The organism is Bradyrhizobium sp. Ai1a-2 (assembly GCF_000426245.1).
GTDB lineage: Bacteria > Pseudomonadota > Alphaproteobacteria > Rhizobiales > Xanthobacteraceae > Bradyrhizobium.
On sequence record NZ_AUEZ01000064.1, the window covers coordinates 1 to 19,303 of the forward strand.

The following is a 19,303-nucleotide window of genomic DNA, read 5'->3' on the forward strand; positions in this document are numbered from 1 at the left end:
TCACGTCCACCGCATCTCACCGCAACGTTCGTGACGATCGCGAGCCGCCCCTCATTCGGGTGAGACGCGCGGAGTTAAATCACTGATTTGCCCGACGGCGAAAGCGGAATGTTTTTTGCGCAAGGGCTGGACAGACTTTTGGGTGATTTGCCCGTCGGGTCGTTTGAACCCGAAACCAGCAATGCCGGTCCTTGAATTCTCTCGACATATGTATAGCTGTATTGCTATAATTCGGCAAAATGGCAGCGCAGAAACCCACCAATGAGCAAGGACAGGAAGGTGACCGTCAGCAGCGGCAACGTCTTTGCCGATCTTGGCTTTGCCAATCCGGAGGAAGAACTCCTCAAGGCCAAGCTGGTTCGCGAGATCCGTGGCATCATCAAGCGTCGAAAGCTTACCCAGACGAAAGCTGCTGATGTGCTTGGCCTCAAGCAGCCCGATGTGTCCGCGCTTGTCACCGGGCGGGTAGGCAAATTCTCGATTGATCGCCTGGTTCGATGCCTGGACAGGTTGGATTACAAGGTGGATGTTGTCGTGCGTCAAAAATCGCGCCGCGGCGCCTCGCGTGCTGTCGCCGCGTAGGATGCCACGGCGGGCTATCGGACATCCACTAGCCAATGCTCAGCCCCTAGGCCGACACGTCGACGAGTTGGCCCTTCTTGTCCGCGTTCTTGTGGAATTCCTGCTCGATGAGGTCCTTGATCTTCTGCTCTACGGCCTGGCGCTGTTGCGGCGTCATGTTTTGCAGGTCCTGCTCGCTCAGCCCCATGCTCTTCAGGATGTTCGCACGCATCCGGTCGATCGGATTCATGTGGGCGTATTTGAGGAACTCCTGCTCGATATCGTTGCCGAGGGACGTTTCTTGCGCGGGTTGCGTGGAAGCTTGATCATCGGCGCTCGAGGCATTCTTCGAGGCGGTGTTCTTCGTGCTCGCGGTAACAAGGCTATAGGAGGAGATCGTCGTCGATATCTGCACGTCGCACCCATTCGTGGCTGCAGGAGCAGCACGCAAACGGTGTGCCATCATGTGCGCGAGCTATTTCAACGGGATAGGCGCAATCGTCAGGACATTTCGACGGTGAATGGGCAAGTTCTGCCCGGCGAAGTTTTTCCCGCTCTCGTGAATGGAGCGTATCATTTCATTCGTCGTTGCGCTCGCAATGACGGAGCAGAATGTCACTCCAACATCTCGGAAGGTGGAGGACTGCGCCTTATAGCTTTGTGCGTTCGGGCGACTGCCCCAATTCTGACTATCCAGCGGCGAACGGCTTGCCGGAGCGATAGCGGTCGGTCTGGCTTTGCGGCAGCCTGGTTACGCCGGCAGTGCGCTTGATGACACCCTCCGGCGGCGGCTCCGGCCTGGGAAACAGGTTGGCCTCGAAACGCAGGCCCGGCGCTTGCTCCGCGGTGCCGGAGCACACTGCGGTCTGGCCCTTGAAGACCCCGGTCAGCTTTGCCTCGACCTCGTCGACACCGAACACGGTGGTCGGACCTTCGGCGTAGCGCTTGGTCGTCAGCGTCGCGGTGAACCGGTCTTCGTCGATCTCGTAAGTGCCGCTATAGGTGAACATGCAGTCGCGGCCCGATATCCTGCCATCTGCAAGATAGACGATCCCGGTGCCTTCGCCGTGCGGCGTCCGAAACCAAACGGCATATTCGCCATCCCTGATCATCGAACACACCCGTAACGAGAGAATTTGCGTTGCGTACTACCTAGAGCGCGATGCCGCCAACTTCCAGCGAGCTAGGGCGCGAGGGTTAATGGGGCGTGAAAATGCACGCATAAAAGCGTGGCCATGCCTCAGCCGTCCGTGGATCCGAAAGAACCTGCGCCTCATAGGAGGAGCGGCACGCCTCGCGCGCTCACGCTTCTTTCTTGGGCGTGTATTGGCCCATCACGCATTTGTAGCTCTTCAGCGTCCACTCGTGATACGGCCCCTTGGAGAGCCAGTCGGCGATGCCGATTTGCGCATTTGCACTGCAAGCTGCCATGGTGATGCCGGATTGCTCACTGTTGGTGACGACCTTTTCAAGACAAAGCGGTCCATTGCAGAGAATAGCGACAAGCGTGACGAGCATTTTGACCTTCGATTGATTGGGGAATACCCGGTTGGATTGGCTTATGCAGGGTTCGTGCCAGCGGTTGAACTTGCGTGATCACATCTATTCGAAACGTGATCTGCACCAGCCTGGCTTACATCCCCTACGTAGTTTCCCGGGTTATGCTTCCGATGCAGAGGTGCCCGGCGTTCTCAGCGCTATCTGCACGCCGGATTGGCCGCGTCCGCGATCGCAAGGAATGTGATGCTGGCCGGAGCCAGTTCGATGCGCGACGTCACGACTGGCTCCCCTTGCGGCACAGGCAATTCGTCCTTCGCAGCGAGCTTCAGCTCGCGGCCGTTCAGGCGCACCCGCGTGTCGGTGAGACGGGCTGCGGTCAGCGTGTAACGACTTGCCGACCCGGAAAGTTCAAGCGACCGTCGCGTCGCCCGATCGGTGTTGATGGCAAGCAGCGTTACGCCGCCTGCCTTGTCGCGCAGGCAATGCGCATAGAGATATAATCCCGGCACTGCCACCGATCCGGCGTCGAGGACGATCGTCCCCATCAGTTTTCGCCAAAGCAATGCCGCCCAGTAGTTCGGGCGCGGCGCGAAATCTTTCTCTTCCAGCAGACCGTAGTCGCTGGCGGCAAGCGTGTTGTGCATCACGACTTGCACTTGGCGTTTGGCCATGCGCCCGAGCGTGTCGAGATAGCGGAAGCTGTCGAGGAAGGTCGAACTCCAGGGATTGCCGCCGCAGGCGGCATCCGCTGTTTCCGTGATCCACAACGGCTTTCCGGGTGCGAACCGGTCGCGCAAGTTTGCGTAGAAGGACGCTGCACTGTCGATGCCGGACAACCAGTCTTGTGACAACGCGTTGCTGTCGCGCGCCGCAGCCGGCGGCACAGCTTTGCTGCAACGTGGTGAGAGCGCGCCGTAATAGTGAAACGAGATCGCATCGAACACGGGGCCTGTTGCCGCCAACAGCTTCCCACTGCCGAGCGCATCGCCCGATTCGCCCGTGCTCACGGTGCCCGGGCCGAGCAGGCTCGTTTCCGATGACGCGCGCTTGAGGAATGGCGCGAACACGGCGATGTCACGGCCAAAGCTCGCCGCATCGTAGCTGGCGGGCGCGCCGCCGATGGCCGCGAGGTCGGGCTCGTTCATGAATTCGGCGGCGGCGATATTGCCACCAAGCGCCTGCGTTGCGGCGATCAGCTTCTCCGCCTGCGCCGGCGTCCAGACGCCGCTGGCATCGCGCGTGCCCGCGCCTGTCGCAAAGGAGGTGACGAGCCTTGCATCCACCGTGCGGGCGAAGTCGATGACCCCTTTCCATTGACGGCGTGTCAGCACGCCGTTGAAGCCTGAAGGCGGCGATCGCGCGGTCTCATCTGCGTCGTCGAAATAGGTGGTGTTGGCCCAGGTGCCGCTCACGCGCAGATAGGCCGGCCCCAGCGCCGCAGCGAGCTTGCGCAGGCGCGGATTGGAAAGATCGATCGGCTTCCGGTAGGCGTACATCGCGGGATCCCTGCCGGCGGGGATGCCATCCGCTTTCGAAGGTTTGCGCCGATCGGCGTAAGGCCGCCAGAAGTGACCGCCGGTCACCTCGACCATCTCGACATTGTAGGATTGAAAGCGTTCGTCGACCGAGCCGACGCGTGCCATGGCCGCCGGCGTGAGGGCGATAGGTTCGGCCGCTGTTGCAGCTGGTCCGCACAGGACGGCGAGCGCAGCGCCGATCAACACGCGCATCGGGCAGGGCTGAACGCTCGTTCCGTTCGGCATGCTGCAATTCTACACAAAAGCGATGAGATGAGCTCGGTTTGTATCAGCAATGGACGCTCCACTCCCTCTCCCGCTTGCGGGAGAGGGCTGGGGTGAGGGTGTCTCCACGATGGGACCATCCGTGGGGAGAGAGCCCTCACCCGGCGCTTACGCCATAGCCGAAGCTTCGCTTCGGCGTTCTTAAGAACGGCCGCCATGGGCGGCCTACGCCTCTCCCGCAAGCGGGAGAGGTGAAGGGACGCACAAAAGCCGCGGCCCCCGCCAGGGGAGCTAGCGAGGGCCGCGTTGGAACACTTCATTGCGCCTAGGTTCGCAATGAAGCGTGGGAGCTCCTTTGAAGTAGTTAGAACGGCAGCAGCACGTCCATCACCTGCTGTCCGTAGCGCGGCTGCTGGACGTCGGTGATCTGGCCGCGGCCGCCATAGGCGATGCGGGCCTGCGCGATCTTGCTTGAATCGATGGTGTTGTCGCTCTGGATGTCCTCGGGCCGCACGATGCCCGCGACGATCAGTTCGCGGATCTCGAAGTTGACGCGGATCTCCTGCTTGCCCTCGACCACGAGATTGCCGTTCGGCAGCACCTGCGTGACCACGGCGGCGACGTTGGTCTGCAACGCTTCCTGGCGGTTCACCGAACCCTTGCCGTCGCTGGAAGCGGTCGAGTCCGTGGTGAGGATACGGCCCGGCAGGATCTTCAGCGGCTGCGTAACCGTTTGCGAGCCGAGGAAGTCGGTGACTCCCGAATCTTCCTTGCTGGTGCGGCTGCGCTGGGTCTCGTTGGCGATGTTGGCCTTGTCGGTGAAATTGACGGTGACCGTGAGCAGGTCGCCGACGCGTGCGGCACGCTGGTCCTTGAAGAAGGCCCTCGAGCCGTTGCGCCACAGCGAGTTCGGGCTGTAGGAGGCCACTTCCGGCTTCGGCATCGGCATCTGCACCGGCTTGTAGCCGGGCTGCGCGGTCGGATTTTCGATCGCGGTCAGCTTCGGCTGTTCGCCGATCTGGGAGAGCCGGTCGATCGAGGAGCAGCCGCTGGCGAGGATGCCGAGCCCAAACAGGGCGCCGGTGAGGACGAGGCGGTTGATACGGTAAGCGGACATCACTGTTACTCGGCTTTAGAGGCGACTGAACTGGCGTTGGCGACGGCGACGGGGTTCGCCTGCTCGGCGGGGGCGAGCGAGGCGGTGGGTTCAAGGACAGTCGCTGCGCGCGGCGGGGTGATCGTGACCTGGCCACGGCCGGAGACGACGCCGGAGACGACGCGCTTGGACTGCAGGTTCATCACGCTGACGGCGTCGCCCTCGGTGCCGCCCTCGAGCGCCTTGCCGCGGATCGTGAGATAGAGCCCGGCGGCCTGGTAGATCAGCGTCACGCTCTGGTCGCGGGTGACGAGATCGGGCTTCGCAAGATCGGCGCTCCTCAGCGCCTGTCCGGCGCGGAGCTGGCGGCGCGCCTGCATGCCGACGGCGTTGTCGCGGACGGCGAGGTCGTTGCCGACCTCGGCCTTCGGACGGCGCTCGACCAGCACGTCCGAATGCTTCAGCGTTTCGCCGCGCTCAACGCTGCGCGCAAGGACGGCGGCTTCGACGGTTTCGATCGCGGTGCCGGTGAAGCGCAGCCTGGTCGGCGTAGCGCCGGTCTCGTTCGCGATCTCGAAGGTGATGTCGAAGCGGCTGTTGCGCGGATCGTAGCGGAGGCCGACCGGCTGCAGATTGCCGGAATTGGTGGCCTCCAGGCGGACGTCGCCGACGTCGCGATCGAAGTTGATGTTGAGGTTGGCGGCTTCGCCAAGACCGTTGCGACGCTCCAGCGTGCGCGCTACCGCCTGCTCGATCTCCTGCCGCTCGATCGCCCGCGCGGCGCGCGTCACCGAAATTTCCTTCAGGTCGCGGGTGTCGACGCCGATCACCTGATGGGTGCGCAGCGTGGCGAGCACCTGCGCGACCGGCAGCGTGCCTGTGGTACCGAGGTCGGGCGCGCGGTAGATCGGCGTGGCGCCGAAGCTGCCGGCATTGTCGACGAGATCGCCGATGCGGACGATATCGCTTGTGATGGTGACGCTGGCGCGCAGCGTCGGCGGCGCGATGGCCTCGCTGCGGCTCTGTGCGACCGTATTTGAGACGGAGGCCGTGAACAGCAGCGCGGCGAGGAGAAGCGAGCGGGCGACCATGGTCACTCTCCCTCAGCGGAACAGGTTGGAGGTGGATTGCAGCATCTGGTCGGCGGCGCTGATCACCTTGGCGTTCATCTCATAGGCGCGCTGGGCCGCGATCAGATCGGAGATTTCCGAGACCACCTCGACATTGGCCTGTTCGAGGTTGGACTGCTGCATGTCGCCGTAGCCGTCGGTGTTGGCGATGCCATCCTGCGGCGTGCCGGAGGCCGGCGTGTCGACGAACAAATTGTCGCCGATCGGCTGCAGGCCGGCCTTGTTGATGAAGCGCGTCAGCCCGATCTGGCCGACCAGGGTCGGCGTGGTCGAGCCCGGCAGCATCACGGTTAGCTGGCCTTGCGCGTTGATCGTGATCTGCGAGGAGTTCTGCGGGATGGTGATGGTCGGCTGCACCGGGTTGCCCTGCGCGGTGACGATGCGGCCCTGCTGGTCCATCATGAACGAGCCGTCGCGGGTGTAGGTATAGGTGCCGTCGGGCATCTGGATCTTGAAGAAGCCTTCGCCGCGGATCGCGACGTCGAGATCGTTGCCGGTCGGCGACAGCGTGCCCTGGCCCATCAGGCGCGGCGTGCCGACGGTCTTGACGCCGCCGCCGAGATCGATGCCGACGGGGAGGATGGTGCCCTGGTCGGAGGCCTGTGAGCCGACGCGGCGCACATGGTCGTAGATCAGGTCCTGGAATGCGGCGCGCTGCTTCTTGTAGCCGGTGGTGCGCAGGTTCGCGATGTTGTTGGAGATCACCTGAACGTTGAGTTCCTGTGCCGCCATGCCGGTCGCTGCAGTGTAGAGAGCGCGCATTGACTATTCTCCTTTACGCCGGAACGTCGGCGAGCTTGTCGATCGCCGACTTGTGCAAATCGCTCTGCTGCTGCAGCAGTGACGAGATCTGGGTGTAGGTCCGCGTGATCTCGATCATGCGGCTCATCTCGGTGACGGAATTGACGTTGGACTTCTCGACGAAGCCCTGGCGCAGCCGCGAGGTGGTGTCCGGCGCGGCCGGATTGCCTTCGCCGGCGGAATAGAGGTTGCTGCCTTCCTTCAGGAGCTGCTGCGGCTGCGCGAAATTGACCACGCGCAGCTTGCCGCGGATGGAGTCGATGCGGCCGGTGCCTTCGAGCACGGTGACGTAGCCGTCGGCGGCGATGGCGATGTCCTTGTCGGTCTGCTGGAACACGACCGGGCCGGCATTGCCGAGCACGGGATAGCCGGACTGGGTGACGAGCTGGCCCTGGTTGTTGACGGTCAGATTGCCGTCGCGGGTGTAGCGCTCGCCTTCAGGCGTCTGCACCACGAGGAAGCCCGAGCCGTCGATCGCGACGTCGAGCGGGCTCTTGGTCTCCTGCGTCGGCCCTTGCGAGAAGTCGTGGAAGGTGGCGCGGTCGTTGACGAAGGAGACGCGGCGGTCGGTGGGAGCAAAATTGTCCTCATGCGCGCCGGACCTCAGGAATTCCTGGAACAGCGAGCGGTCGGCCTTGTAGCCGTTCGTCGTGATGTTCGCGATGTTGTTGGCGACGACATCCATCTGCCGTTCCAGCACAACCTGCCGCGATAGTCCGACCAGAAGCGTATTCTGCATCGGCGGTTCTCCCCTTCGTGGACGGTCCGCAGAAAGAGGTTCTCCCAAACCTCAGGCCGGACCCGTGAACCTTTGGGCTCTCCCAAACCCGCCGGCTCGCACTGTCCTCAGCGAAAGCCGTGCCAAGTCGGAAAGTGATGATTTTTGAGTTGGTTAGGTGTTCAGCGTGGGGGCGGAGAGGGCGGCAGAAAGGTCTTGTTGACCATGTTTGCCCGGCAGTTTTTTCCTAGTGGAGGGGCAATCGAAAGAAACCGTTAACCATTCTTACCCTAGCGTTGCCCCATTACAGAGCGCGCGTGCGCTGGCGGCATCGGTATTGCGTCTCAAAGGGCCTGGCTGGGGCAATCGCGTTCGTTTCCGTTTTTGGGGCGGGCGGGCGATGGCGGACGAGGACAAGGCGGAGGGCGGCGCCGAGGGCGAGGCCGCACCTTCGAAGAAGGGCAAGCTCAAGCTGATCATTGCCGCCGCAGGTTTCCTCGTCATCCTTGGCGCGGGCGGCGCCGGCTGGTTCTTCTTGATGCGCGGCCACGGCGAAGAGGTGCATGCCGAGGCGCCGCCGCCAAAGCCGCCGGCCTTCGTCGAAGTGCCGGACATGCTCGTCAACCTCGTCGGCTCGCCTGGTGAGCGCATCCAGTACCTGAAGGTCAAGCTGGTGCTGGAGGTGAAGGAGGAGAAGCAGGTCGAGGCGATCAAGCCGTCGCTGCCGCGCGTCACCGACCTGTTCCAGACCTACTTGCGCGAGTTGCGCGCCACCGACCTCAACGGCTCGGCCGGCCTGTTCCGCCTCAAGGAAGAACTCACCAAGCGCGTCAACGCGGCGCTGTCGCCGAACCAGGTGAACGCGGTGCTGTTCAAGGAAATCGTGGTTCAGTAGCGATGGCCGGCACCGACCAGATGGACCAGGATGCGATCGCCGCCCAGTGGGAGGCGTCGCTCGATTCCGAGGATCCCGTAGCCGCGGCGGAAGAAGCCGCGAAGAATGAACTGTCGGAGGGCATGGCGCTGCAATGGGCGGCCATGGTCGAGGACGGCAGCCGCGACTTCGGCACCAAGAATGGCGGCGAGCGGGTCCTCTCGCAGGAAGAGATCGACAATCTGCTCGGCTTCACCGTCGGCGACGTCAATCTCGACGATCATTCCGGCATCCGCGCCATCATCGACTCCGCGATGGTGTCGTATGAACGCCTGCCGATGCTGGAAATCGTGTTCGACCGCCTGGTGCGGTTGATGACGACGTCCTTGCGCAATTTCACCTCCGACAACGTCGAGGTCTCGCTCGACCGCATCACCTCGGTGCGCTTCGGCGACTATATGAACTCGATCCCGCTGCCGGCGGTGCTCAGTGTGTTCAAGGCGGAGGAGTGGGAGAATTTCGGGCTCGCGATGGTCGATTCCAGCCTGATCTATTCGATGATCGACGTGCTGCTCGGTGGGCGTCGCGGCCAGACCTCGCTGCGCATCGAGGGCCGCCCCTACACCACGATCGAGACCAACCTCGTGAAGCGCCTGATCGAGGTGGTGCTGGCGGATGCCGAGCAGGCGTTCCGACCGCTGTCGCCGGTGAGATTCTCCATCGACCGTCTCGAGACCAATCCGCGCTTTGCCGCGATCAGCCGTCCCGCCAACGCCGCGATCCTGGTGCGCCTGCGCATCGACATGGAGGACCGCGGCGGCAACATCGAATTGCTGCTGCCCTATGCGACCATCGAACCGATCCGCAACGTGCTGTTGCAGATGTTCATGGGCGAAAAGTTCGGCCGCGATCCGATCTGGGAAGGACATTTCGCGACCGAAGTGGCGCAGGCGGAGATCTCGGTCGAGGCCGTGCTCTATGAAGCCGACATTCCGCTGAAGCAGCTGATGAAGCTGAAGGTCGGCGACACGCTGCCGCTCGACATCCGCGCGGACTCGCTGGTGTCGGTGCGCTGCGGAAACGTCACCCTGACCGAGGGCCGCATGGGCCGCGTCGGCGATCGCGTCGCGATCCGCGTCAGCAAGACTTTGCGCAAGCCGAATACCACCTTCGCGATGTTCGAAAAGGCCGACGAGCAGACCAAGATGATGGAGGCATAGTTGAATCATTCCCTCGGAATTGCGATCGAAAGCCTGGTCGCCGTGCTGTTGATGCTGACGATCGGCTATTGCATGCTGCTCAACAAGCGCCTGCAGCGCCTGAAAGCCGACGAGCACTCGCTGAAGGCCACCATCGCCGAACTGATCACCGCGACCGAGATCGCCGAGCGCGCGATCGGCGGGCTGAAGCACACCGTGCGCGACGTCAACGAGAATCTCGGCAGCCAGCTCACCGCGGCGACGCAGATGTCGGCGCATCTGAAGGGCCAGCTCTCCGAGGCCGACGCGATAATCCGGCGGTTGTCGCGGATCGTGCAGGCGGGACGGCCGGTGATGGACGCTGCGCCCGCCGCAGCTCCTGCGCCGGCGGCGCCGAAGATATCGGCGGCCAAGGCGGTGGCGGCGGCTGCTGAAGCTTTCACCGAACGCAGAAAGGCAGGCGGTCTGGCCGCATGAGTGCGTTTCGCGACATCCGCGTCATCCCGGTCGTGCTGGTCGCGATCTTCGGCCTTGTGGTGCTGAAGGTCGCGGGCCTCGTGCTCGATGGCGGCTACGTGTTCGACTACGATCCGCAGGCGACCAAGCCGTCATGGGCGCAGGAGACGCTCAATTTCCCGGGAGGCAAGAACAAGGGAGATCCGAACGACATCACCGGCTCCGTGCAAAGCAAGACGGAGAAAAAGAAGGAAGAGCCGCCCGCAGCCAGCGATCCGCCGCCGCAGCCGGATGGCGTTGTGGTCAATCCGAATTTGCCGCCGCAGATCTCGTCCTCCGAGCGCGCGATCCTGGAACGGCTGCAGGCGCGCCGGCAGGAATTGGATGCCCGCGCGCGCGAGATCGAGATCCGCGAAAGCCTGTTGAAGGCAGCCGAGAAACGCATCGAGACGAAGGTGGAGGAGGCCAAGGCCAACGACGCCAGGACCAGCGCCGCAGCGGCGCAGAAGGCCGATGCCGACGCCGCGCGCTTCAAGGGCATCATCACGATGTATGAAGGTATGAAGCCGAAGGACGCCGCAAAAGTGTTCGACCGGCTGGAAATGGGCGTGCTCTACGAGATCGCCTCGCAGATCCAGCCTCGCAAGATGGCCGACATCCTCGGCCTGATGCAGCCGGAAGCGGCCGAGCGGCTCACCGTCGAACTCGCCCGCCGCGCCAATCCGGACAAGCTGCAGCCCGCCGCCGATCTGCCGAAGATCGAGGGCAAGATGCTCGCGCCGAAGCCGAACTGACGGCTTCGACGCATCGCTTGCAGCAGCCCTATTAGGCCGCCGGTGCAGGTGGGGGAGGAACAGCCGCTTGCGCGCCGGCCAGCGCCGCCCGCAACGCGTCTTCCTTGGTGTGGTCGAGAGACGTCTTCAGCACGGTGCCGCCTTCGCCCCTGAGACCTTCGAGCACCTTGTCCCCGGTCACCCTGCGCGCCAGGATAAAGAGGGCCGCGGTCCCCGGTTGAATGGCTTCAGCGGTCTGCTTCATCCATTTGTCGTCGATACCGACATCCGTCAGATATCCGCCGAGCGTGCCGCCGGCGGCGCCAAGCGCTGCTCCTGCCAGCGGCATCAGGAAGATCAGGCCGATCAGGGTGCCCCAGAAAGCGCCGCCGACCGCGCCCGCCGCCGTGGTGTTCACGAGCTGGTTCAGCTTTATCCGGCCTTCGGCATCCTTCACCGCGATCACTGCATCGCCCAGTTCGAGCAGGTACTCCTTCTGCATGGCCAGCAATTTCTGGCGAACTTCTTCCGCCTTCGCCTCGGTTGGGAATGCGATCACGACAAGATCACTCATTTGCAGTTCTCCTCTATGGCCGCCCGACTTTATTCCGTCTCTATGACCATCCGAATGCAAAGCAAATGGCACGCGAATGCGATTGATTTATATCAATCCAGGCCAAGGGGAGCGTAGCACGTTGTTTAATCTGTGGCTTTGCCTCCCTCGGACCGACAGCGGCAACCGGGAACCTGCCTACCGCCGACGGGCCCTCGCCGGCTTCCTGCCAGCACCTGCGAAATACGGGTTGGCGAAGCATTCGGCCGCGCGGCCTGAGGCTGAGGCTTTGCACTGAGCCATCGATGCGTAGCCACACCCGACGGCAGGGCCGTCAATGCTGAAGACCTGCATGCAGATCGGGTAACGCGGATCATAGGTCTGGGCCTGGGCCGGCAAGGCCGCCGCGACGGCGCCGATCACCAGGATCGCCTGAGCTGCTCGCCGCATCGGCATCTCCTTAGAGGCGGCTCACCGGACTAGGAGCGAAATCCAGCTAGATTAGCGACCGCCATAGCCGTTCAAGTGGCCCCATCATAAAGGCACGCATCCAAAAGTTGGCGACGAGAAGTAGCAAGGCCGCGACCCCGGCAGAAATTATCGTCAAGCCAGCCCAGCCAAACCGGCCCCATAGATTGAAACCCGTCGTAGAAAACAGCACCCATATGCCAAGGATCGATTCGAAAAAGTAGAGTGAGAACGCCATTCGGCCCGCCGCAGCAAACGGTCGCAAAAGCCATCGTCCAAATCCGGCCTTCAGCGTCAAGTTAATCAGAGCAAGATGTGCGACCGTGATGGAAAGACGCGCTGGTTCGCCCGCAATCCAGCCGATCCTTGGCACGGGTGTGAAGGTCATGAGCTGGGACAAATCCAAGCCGCGCAGGCTCACACCAAATGCGTAGCCGGCGATGGCGAGGCACGCGTAGAAGCGCGTCGAACGTCCTCCTTGCGTCGCTCCCCAACCGAACAGCGCCATGCCGATGAGCATGGTCGGTATACTCTCCGCAATCCAACCGACAGTGAACCAATCATCTCGCTGGAGCTCAAACCAAGCTTGCCGAAGCCAGGCCCACGTTGCGGCAGCGCCGTTAGCATGCGCCTGGCGCTCATCGTCAAGCTCAGTCCTCGGAGGGGCTGCGGCCGACAGGTTCGCCCAAATCTCGATTTCGGCAGATTGAGTGGGCGTCAACTCCAAGCGGCGCTCGCGCGCGACCTCGGCGGAGGCGACCGCCTTTTGGAGAGAGGTTCGCTCTGCATACTTGATGCCGCCAAGCACAGATGTCGCCAACGCGAAGCTAAGACCAAGTGTCAATAACTGGCCGGGCCGGAGCTTCCTGAACGGAAATAGGAACAGAGCGCCAACTGCGTAAGGGTGGAGTATGTCGCCGTCCCACGAGACAGCAAACACGTCGATCAGGCCGAAAGCAAAAAGCCAAATGTACCGGCGGAAATATTGGTCTGCGACTTCGACTGGTCCGTCCGGCCGCATAATGGCCCTGGTCAAGAGCATGATGGATGCCCCGAACAATATTTGAAACAGGCCGCGCTGCGTGCCATCCAAAAAGATGTCAAGGAAAGCGAATGTCGCGCGATCCATGCTTGACCGGCCAAGCAAGCGTGGATCGGCTTGCCAGAAGATGGTGTTTCCCATGAAGGGCACATTCATGAAGAAGATACCCAGAACGGCTATCCCCCGCACCACGTCCAGCACGACCAATCGCTCTCGATCCGTGCAAGCGCGTTGTGGGCCATCGTAAGGTGATGGCGTTCGACCTTCTGCGCGGCACATGGGATGCAGTCCTGCGCGACAAGCGGACTTGGCGATATCAGAATCTCAAATCACGTCGAAGTCACATTTCGCTAAGACCGCTACGACGCTCTCGATGGCTTCCTTAAGGCGACGTGACGAGACTTCGAGCCGCAACGATCATGGAAATAATGAGAATGGCCGCGGTTTGCGGGGTGGAGGGATCGTCTCCTAGAGCGTTTTCGAGCGAAGTGGATACCGGTTCGCATAGCAATCAAGTTTACGCAGATTGCGTAGACTTATCTGCGCAGAAAACGCGTCAAAACAAGAATCTAGAGCTTCGGTTCTGATTCAATCAGAACCGAAAATGCTCTAGTTGCGCTTTCGCGAACAGTTCGCGACGCAAGCATCGTAGTTTGGGCGGCAACGCTTTGAGGCCACACAAGCTTCGATCCTATTGTGCGCGCTTGGTGATCCGTGTCCCTTGCTGTCTCCGCCGCACTCCATAACGCACATATTCCAACTACTAATGCATCCTTCAAGGCATTGCTCTCGCTCTTGAAAGGATGCGCTGGTCGACGCCGTCGGGAAAAAGGCTACAAAGCCTATGATCAGAAGTCTCTTCATCGGCTAATACTTACCTCCGGCCCAAGGGTGACGCTAGTCTCCGGGTCGGTTCGAAAGGCAGTAGATCAGAAGTGCCGTCCAACGTTGATTTTCGCCTTTTTCAGAGGACCGCAACCTCCAATCTTTTCAATAGGCTGTCGTTAACAACTCCTTAAGCGAGCCAATTCAAGATTCGGATGCGGGGTGGCGCATTCGTGCCTGCTTCGAGGCTTGAGGGCTGAAAGACGTAACTGGCATGGCGCGACGGGCTGCCGCTGGACTGGGGTCGCATGACCGCGTGTTGGCGCGGACGGCGTATCTTTGCCTGCGCCGGCTGCTGCCGCTTGCCCTGCTTCTGGTTTCGCTGACGTTCGTCCCCGCCGCCCATGCCGATGCTCCGGTCAAGGGCGTGGCGACGTTCGCGGCGGCGAACGGCTTTGCGCGGCTGGTGTTCAAGCTCGCCGAGGACGTCGAAACCGAAGTGTCCACGGCCGGCTCGATCGTCGTGATCCGCTTCAAGCGGCCGGTCGATATCCCCGTGGAGAGATTGGCCGATGCCGTGCCGGACTATGTCGGCATGGCGCGGCGCGATCCGGACGGAACGGCGATCCGCCTGTCGCTGACGCGGCGTGTGACGATCAACACGATGACCGCGGCCGAGCGGATCTTCATCGACTTCCTGCCCGATGAATGGGCCGGGCCGCCGCCGTCTCTGCCTACGGATGTGATCCGCGAACTGGCCGAGCGCGCGCGTGCCGCCGAGCGAGCGTTGCGCGCGCAGCGGGCGGCGGACGCTGCCAAGAAGAAGCCGCCGGTGCGCGTGCGTGCTTCGGTGCAGCCGACCTTCGTGCGCTTCGTGTTCGAAATCCCCGACGGCGTCAGCGTGTCCTCGGTGCTGAACGAGCAGAAGCTGACGCTGTTGTTCAACAGCGTGCTCAGCTTCGATCTTGCGGATGCCAAGGTGGCGGCGCCGCCGAACGTCGCCTCGATCAACCAGCGCTCCGACACCGACACTTCCGCTGTCGACATCAACCTGATCGGCGAGGTTGACGTGCGCTCCTTCCGCGAGGACAAGAACTACGTCGTCGACGTCGCCTTCCAGCAGCCGGACAAGCCGGCGGCGGATGGGCACGCGGCCAACGTTCCGCCCGCACCTGCGAAGCCGCTGGTCGCCGTGGCGGCCGGGCAGGGCAAGGCCATCAGGGAATCCACGCCGCTGCAGCAGCCGACGCCGATCGCGCCGGTGACCTCGGAGACGTTCGCGGAGCAGGCCAGGATCGCCATCAAGCCTGAGCAGGCCGCAGATGCGCCGCAGGCGGAGCCCGCCGCAACGGCCGAAGGCACGGCGCCTGCAGCCGCGAAGCCGCAGCCCGCTGCCACAGAGATGCCCGCTCCGAGGGTCGCGCAGCAGGTGCCGCCGGCCCCGGCCGCGCCTCCAGCGCAAGCGGCGCCTGCAGAGCCGCCGCAGCCTGCAGCGGGCGCCGCGAAGGAAGCTTCACCGCCGCCTGCGAATGCCGCGCCGAAACAGGCCGTAGCTGTGACGCCACAGACTTCCTCCGCTGAGAAGCCGGTTACGGTCGACGCGCAGCGCGACAGCGACGGCCTGCGCGTGACGTTCACATTCCAGAAGGCGACGCCATCGGCGCTGTTCCGCCGCGCCGATGCGGTGTGGCTGGTGTTCGATTCCCTTGAACCGATCGACGTCGCGCCGATCCGCGACAAGGTCGGCGCCATCATCTCCGACGTCAGCCGCTTGCCGCTGGACAAGGGGCAGGCGATCCGCTTCCGCCTCAACCGCCCGCAGATGCCTTCGCTCGAGGCCGACGACCGTTCCTCCGGCACAGGCTGGACGGTGACTTTCGCCGACCGGGTGCAGAAGCCGCCGCAGCCGTTGATGGTGGTGCGCAATGTCAGCGATCCCGCGCTCGCCAATGTCAGCGTGCCCTTGGCCAATCCCGGGCAATTGCACCGGTTGGTCGATCCCGACGCAGGCGACACGCTGTGGATCGTCACCGCGCCGCCGCCGGCGCGCGGCTTCATCCGGCGGCAGGATTTCGTCGAGCTCTCGCTGCTCGAATCCGTCCACGGGCTCGTGGTGCATCCGAACTCCGACGACGTGAAGGCCGAGGTCGGCGCCGACAAGGTCGTGCTGGGACGTCCAGGCGGGCTTACGCTGTCATCCGCCGACGTTGCCGCCGAGCGTGCCACCGCTGCGGTCAAGCCACTGTTCGATGCCGAGGAGTGGAAGAAGAACCAATCGGAGAACTTCCTGAAGCGGCTCGATGAGCTGATCGCGGCCAGCGCCGCGGCGACCACGTCGCCCGAGCAGCTCGCACAGGCGCGGCTCGACCTGGCCAAGTTCTACGTCGCGCGCGCCATGTATGAGGAAGCCCACGGCGTTTCCAACCTGATGCTGTCGGAGAGCAAGCGCGGCGCTGAGGACCCGGCCGTGCTGATGATCCATGCCGCCAGCAGCATCATGATGGACCGGCCCGAGCGTGCGCTCAAGGATCTCGCCAATCCCCTGATCGGCAACGGCTATGACTCCCAATTGTGGAAGGGACTCGCCCTTGCGCGCCAGGGCAAATGGGCGGATGCGCGGGAGAAATTCAAGAACGCGGAGTTCTCGGTCGCGACGCTGCCGCCGGACCTGCAGCGCGTCGTCATGCTGGAATCGATGAAGGCTGCGCTCGAAGTGAAGGATTTTGCCGGCGCCGCGCGTCGCCGCAGCGAACTCGAGGTGATCGGCCTGCCGAAGGAATTGAAGCCAGCCGGCGCAGTGCTGCGCGGCCGGCTCGCCGAGGCGCTCGGCTACGAGAAGGACGCGCTCGACGCTTATCGCTTCGCCGCGAACTCGGCCGACAGGCAGGCCGCGGCCGAAGGCGAACTGCTCGAGGTCACACTGAAGCAGAAGCGGGGTGAGATCACGGAGGCCGAGATCCTGCGCGAGCTCGAACTGCTCGCGGTGATGTGGCGCGGCGATAGCATCGAGCTGCGCACGCTGCAGATCCTGGCGAAGATCTATTCCGACACCGGCCGCTATGCGGAGGCATTCGCGGCCACCCGCGCGGCGACGAAGCTGCAGCCGAACTCGCCGGAATCGCGGCAGGCGCAGGATGCGGCGTCGGCGCTGTTCTCCCAGCTTTTCCTCGGGCCAGCCGGCGACAGCATCCCGCCGATCGATGCGCTCACGATGTTCTACGAATATCGCGAACTCACGCCGATCGGGCGCCGTGGCGACGAGATGATCCGCCGCCTGGCCGACCGTCTCGTCAGCGTCGACCTCCTGGATCAGGCCGCCGAGCTCCTGCAATACCAGGTCGACAAGCGGCTCGAGGGCGCAGCGCGCGCGCAGGTCGCGGCGCGCCTTGCCATGGTCTATCTCACCAACCGCAAGCCGGAGCGCGCGATCGCGGCCCTGCGCGTGACCCGCATTTCGGATCTGTCAGGGGAGTTGCGCCAGCAGCGGCTGCTGCTCGAAGCGCGCGCGCAGAGCGATGTCGGTCGGCATGACCTTGCGCTCGACATCATCTCCAACATTCCCGGCCGCGAGGCGATCCGGCTCCGCTCCGACATCTATTGGGCGCAGCGGCACTGGCGCGAGGCTTCCGAGCAGATCGAGCTCTATTACGGCGACCGCTGGCGCGACTTCACGCCGCTGAACGCGGCCGAGAAGGGTGACATCATCCGTGCCGTGGTCGGCTATGCGCTCGCCGAGGACGCGATCGGGCTTACGCGCTTCCGCGAGAAATATGCGCCGCTGATGTCGGGCGAGGTCGACCGGACGGCGTTCGACATTGCAGCCAGGCCGGCCGCCGCCAACAGCGCCGAATTCGCCCAGATCGCCAGGATGGCCGCGAGCGTCGACACGCTGGATGGTTTCATCCGCGACATGAAGCTCCGTTTCCCCGACGCCACTGCCCGCGCGCCGCTGCCCGATCCGATCACGACCGGCGCCGTGCCCGGCGCGAAAGCCGATCCCGACGCGTTGCCCGCGATCGTCGGCGTCAAGCGCGCCAGCGCGGCAAGGTAGCGCCCTGCACCAAAGCTCCGTAGCCCGGATGCAGCGACGCGCAATCCGGGATCGCTACCGCTTGCGAAACTGTTCCCGGATTACGCTGCGCTGCATCCGGGCTACGCGGGGCCGCGACGATCGTCCTCTCGACAGCGGCCCGTTTAGGCGGCAACTTGCGGCGGTCACGCAAATTGCCGGAGGACGCCGTCGCCATGAGCAAGCCGACCAAGACCGAAACCGAACTCATCGAGATGGCAAAGGCCGAGCTGAGGGTCCACGCCGATTGCCCTGACGGCATCGTGATCTCGGTGATCCGCGATGGCGACAGTTGGGAATTCCGCGCGGCAGCCGACGAGGCAACGGTGGCAAAGCCCGGTTATCCCGAATGCGTTGCGATGCTGGTGCAGGTCGGCGATCACCTCAGCAAGCAGTATGATTTCAAGGACTGACGCGCTGGGCTGTTATGCGCGACTAGAGCATTTTCGGTTCTGATTGAATCAGAACCGAAGCTCTAGATTCTTGTATTGACGCGTTTTCTTCACGCGAACCGGTGTCCACTTCGCTTGAAAACGCTCTGGCTCCGGCGCGCCAAGGCGTGTACTCGTAAACCCGCGGCGCATTCAGGGCGCATCGTCGCCTTTGAGCCCCGCGCAGTTGGAACGATGATGAGCAGGTGCTCGTTGATTTGCGCCTGTGGCAAGGAGGTCGACGATGAGGATAATGACCGTAGCTCTCGGAACGGCCATGGTGCTGTGTAACGTGGGTACGTTTAGTGCCGCAGCCCATGCGCAGGAGACCAGAGTCGTTCGTGAACCACGGGCGAGGCCCATCGTCAGGGTGCCCATCGTAAGGACAACTCCTTACTGGGACTATTATCTTGTTCCACGCTATCGGTATCGCCCGGAGGATGATCGGGTCGATCCAAACGGCCCGCCCGTGGCACCGGTGATCCGCTACGGAAATCAAGAGGAATATATCCAGCCGTGGAACTGGTAACGCGCACGCGTCTTGCCAAGCGGCGATGACGGCTTTTTGCCGCTTCCTATATGGTGCAGGTAGCCAGCGGCTCGCAGCTTGTCTGGAGTATCTTGCCCAACGGACTGAAGCGAAAGCGAATGCGAATTGGCTTGCCCCCGTCGCTTTGATAATCCACCTGAACTGCATCGCCGATCAGGGCTATGTCGTCGAGGGCAAAGGCGGATGCTGACTTGCTTTCCAGCTTCGATTTCCAATAGCTCGCGATGGACAGGCGTCCCGTCAGGCTTACGTGTTCGCAATCACATACCAGCGTCGCTTGCTCGTCGTATAGATCGAGCAAGGTGTCCAGTTGTCCTGAACGGCAAGCATCAAGCCAATCGACGACAACACCCAAGGGATCGAAATTGTCCCGCGAAAGCGCCATAGGTTTATCCTGACCAGTCGCGCCTCCCGATCCGGCCACTACATGATCCAGGATGAATAGTGGTTGAACGCGGACCGGTAAAACTACGGGTGGGTTCCACCCGCCGCGGATGAATTTAGGGCAAGACAGG

Annotated in this window: 19 protein-coding genes; 7 read left to right on the top strand and 12 right to left on the bottom strand. The window is 63.1% G+C overall.

From position 1 onward, the window contains the following. Positions 1-261: 261 nt before the first annotated feature. Positions 262-582, top strand: a complete 321-nt coding sequence (locus K288_RS0131335) for a helix-turn-helix transcriptional regulator (protein ID WP_027583100.1) — start codon at positions 262-264, stop codon at positions 580-582. A gap of 46 nt (positions 583-628) precedes the next feature. Here K288_RS0131335 and K288_RS49805 read toward each other — a convergent pair whose 3' ends face one another. The 8 genes from K288_RS49805 to flgF form a co-directional block, all read right to left on the bottom strand. Next, positions 629-976, bottom strand: coding sequence for a hypothetical protein (locus K288_RS49805; RefSeq protein WP_051334845.1), 348 nt, complete (start codon positions 974-976; stop codon positions 629-631). 274 nt (positions 977-1,250) lie between these two features. Continuing rightward, entirely contained in the window at positions 1,251-1,673 is a 423-nt protein-coding gene (locus K288_RS0131345; RefSeq protein ID WP_027583101.1) for a hypothetical protein, read from the bottom strand. A 190-nt stretch (positions 1,674-1,863) separates the two neighbouring features. After that, on the bottom strand, positions 1,864-2,079 hold the full coding sequence (locus K288_RS0131350; protein WP_027583102.1) for a hypothetical protein: 216 nt from the start codon (positions 2,077-2,079) through the stop codon (positions 1,864-1,866). Between the two features lie 179 nt (positions 2,080-2,258). After that, positions 2,259-3,824 (bottom strand): hypothetical protein, encoded by a 1,566-nt coding sequence (locus K288_RS0131355; protein WP_244443325.1) that lies wholly within the window; start codon positions 3,822-3,824, stop codon positions 2,259-2,261. 343 nt (positions 3,825-4,167) lie between these two features. Next, positions 4,168-4,920, bottom strand: coding sequence for a flagellar basal body L-ring protein FlgH (gene flgH, locus K288_RS0131360; protein ID WP_027583104.1), 753 nt, complete (start codon positions 4,918-4,920; stop codon positions 4,168-4,170). Between the two features lie 5 nt (positions 4,921-4,925). Then, a complete protein-coding gene (gene flgA, locus K288_RS0131365) occupies positions 4,926-5,990 on the bottom strand; it encodes a flagellar basal body P-ring formation chaperone FlgA (RefSeq protein ID WP_027583105.1) in 1,065 nt (354 codons plus the stop codon). Positions 5,991-6,002: 12 nt separating this feature from the next. Beyond that, positions 6,003-6,791 carry a flagellar basal-body rod protein FlgG gene (flgG, locus tag K288_RS0131370; RefSeq protein ID WP_027583106.1) on the bottom strand — a complete coding sequence of 263 codons (789 nt, stop codon included), beginning with the start codon at positions 6,789-6,791 and terminating at the stop codon, positions 6,003-6,005. A 13-nt stretch (positions 6,792-6,804) separates the two neighbouring features. Continuing rightward, positions 6,805-7,569 carry a flagellar basal-body rod protein FlgF gene (gene flgF / locus K288_RS0131375; protein ID WP_027583107.1) on the bottom strand — a complete coding sequence of 255 codons (765 nt, stop codon included), beginning with the start codon at positions 7,567-7,569 and terminating at the stop codon, positions 6,805-6,807. 379 nt (positions 7,570-7,948) lie between these two features. Here flgF and fliL point away from each other — a divergent pair, with 379 nt between their 5' ends. From fliL to K288_RS0131395, 4 genes are read left to right on the top strand one after another with little or no spacing between them, the layout of a single operon-like run. Continuing rightward, a complete protein-coding gene (gene fliL / locus K288_RS0131380) occupies positions 7,949-8,443 on the top strand; it encodes a flagellar basal body-associated protein FliL (RefSeq protein WP_027583108.1) in 495 nt (164 codons plus the stop codon). 2 nt (positions 8,444-8,445) lie between these two features. Continuing rightward, complete coding sequence (fliM, locus tag K288_RS0131385; protein ID WP_027583109.1) at positions 8,446-9,642, top strand: flagellar motor switch protein FliM; 1,197 nt, start codon at positions 8,446-8,448, stop codon at positions 9,640-9,642. Beyond that, positions 9,643-10,098, top strand: a complete 456-nt coding sequence (locus tag K288_RS0131390) for a DUF6468 domain-containing protein (protein WP_027583110.1) — start codon at positions 9,643-9,645, stop codon at positions 10,096-10,098. It begins immediately after the preceding gene. After that, complete coding sequence (locus tag K288_RS0131395) at positions 10,095-10,871, top strand: flagellar protein FlbB (RefSeq protein WP_027583111.1); 777 nt, start codon at positions 10,095-10,097, stop codon at positions 10,869-10,871. Before K288_RS0131390 ends, K288_RS0131395 begins: the two co-directional genes overlap by 4 nt. A gap of 31 nt (positions 10,872-10,902) precedes the next feature. Here K288_RS0131395 and K288_RS0131400 read toward each other — a convergent pair whose 3' ends face one another. The 3 genes from K288_RS0131400 to K288_RS47125 all read right to left on the bottom strand — a co-directional run bounded on the left by K288_RS0131400 (position 10,903) and on the right by K288_RS47125 (position 13,114). Continuing rightward, positions 10,903-11,424: a DUF1269 domain-containing protein gene (locus K288_RS0131400; protein WP_027583112.1), complete on the bottom strand. Its 522-nt coding sequence runs from the start codon at positions 11,422-11,424 to the stop codon at positions 10,903-10,905. A gap of 177 nt (positions 11,425-11,601) precedes the next feature. Then, positions 11,602-11,853, bottom strand: coding sequence for a DUF3551 domain-containing protein (locus K288_RS0131405; RefSeq protein WP_027583113.1), 252 nt, complete (start codon positions 11,851-11,853; stop codon positions 11,602-11,604). 46 nt (positions 11,854-11,899) lie between these two features. Next, positions 11,900-13,114 (bottom strand): DUF418 domain-containing protein, encoded by a 1,215-nt coding sequence (locus K288_RS47125; protein WP_051334846.1) that lies wholly within the window; start codon positions 13,112-13,114, stop codon positions 11,900-11,902. An 898-nt stretch (positions 13,115-14,012) separates the two neighbouring features. Between K288_RS47125 and K288_RS47130 the strand changes: the two genes are divergently transcribed. Together K288_RS47130 and K288_RS0131420 are read left to right on the top strand one after the other, a co-directional pair. Further along, the gene (locus K288_RS47130) at positions 14,013-17,789 is read left to right on the top strand and encodes a tetratricopeptide repeat protein (RefSeq protein WP_043161227.1); all 3,777 of its coding nucleotides are present in this window, start codon (positions 14,013-14,015) and stop codon (positions 17,787-17,789) included. A gap of 194 nt (positions 17,790-17,983) precedes the next feature. Then, positions 17,984-18,220, top strand: coding sequence for a hypothetical protein (locus K288_RS0131420; protein ID WP_027583114.1), 237 nt, complete (start codon positions 17,984-17,986; stop codon positions 18,218-18,220). Positions 18,221-18,813: 593 nt separating this feature from the next. Here the strand turns inward: K288_RS0131420 and K288_RS0131425 are convergent. Next, positions 18,814-19,173 (bottom strand): nuclear transport factor 2 family protein, encoded by a 360-nt coding sequence (locus K288_RS0131425; RefSeq protein ID WP_043161230.1) that lies wholly within the window; start codon positions 19,171-19,173, stop codon positions 18,814-18,816. Between the last annotated feature and the right edge of the window lie 130 nt (positions 19,174-19,303).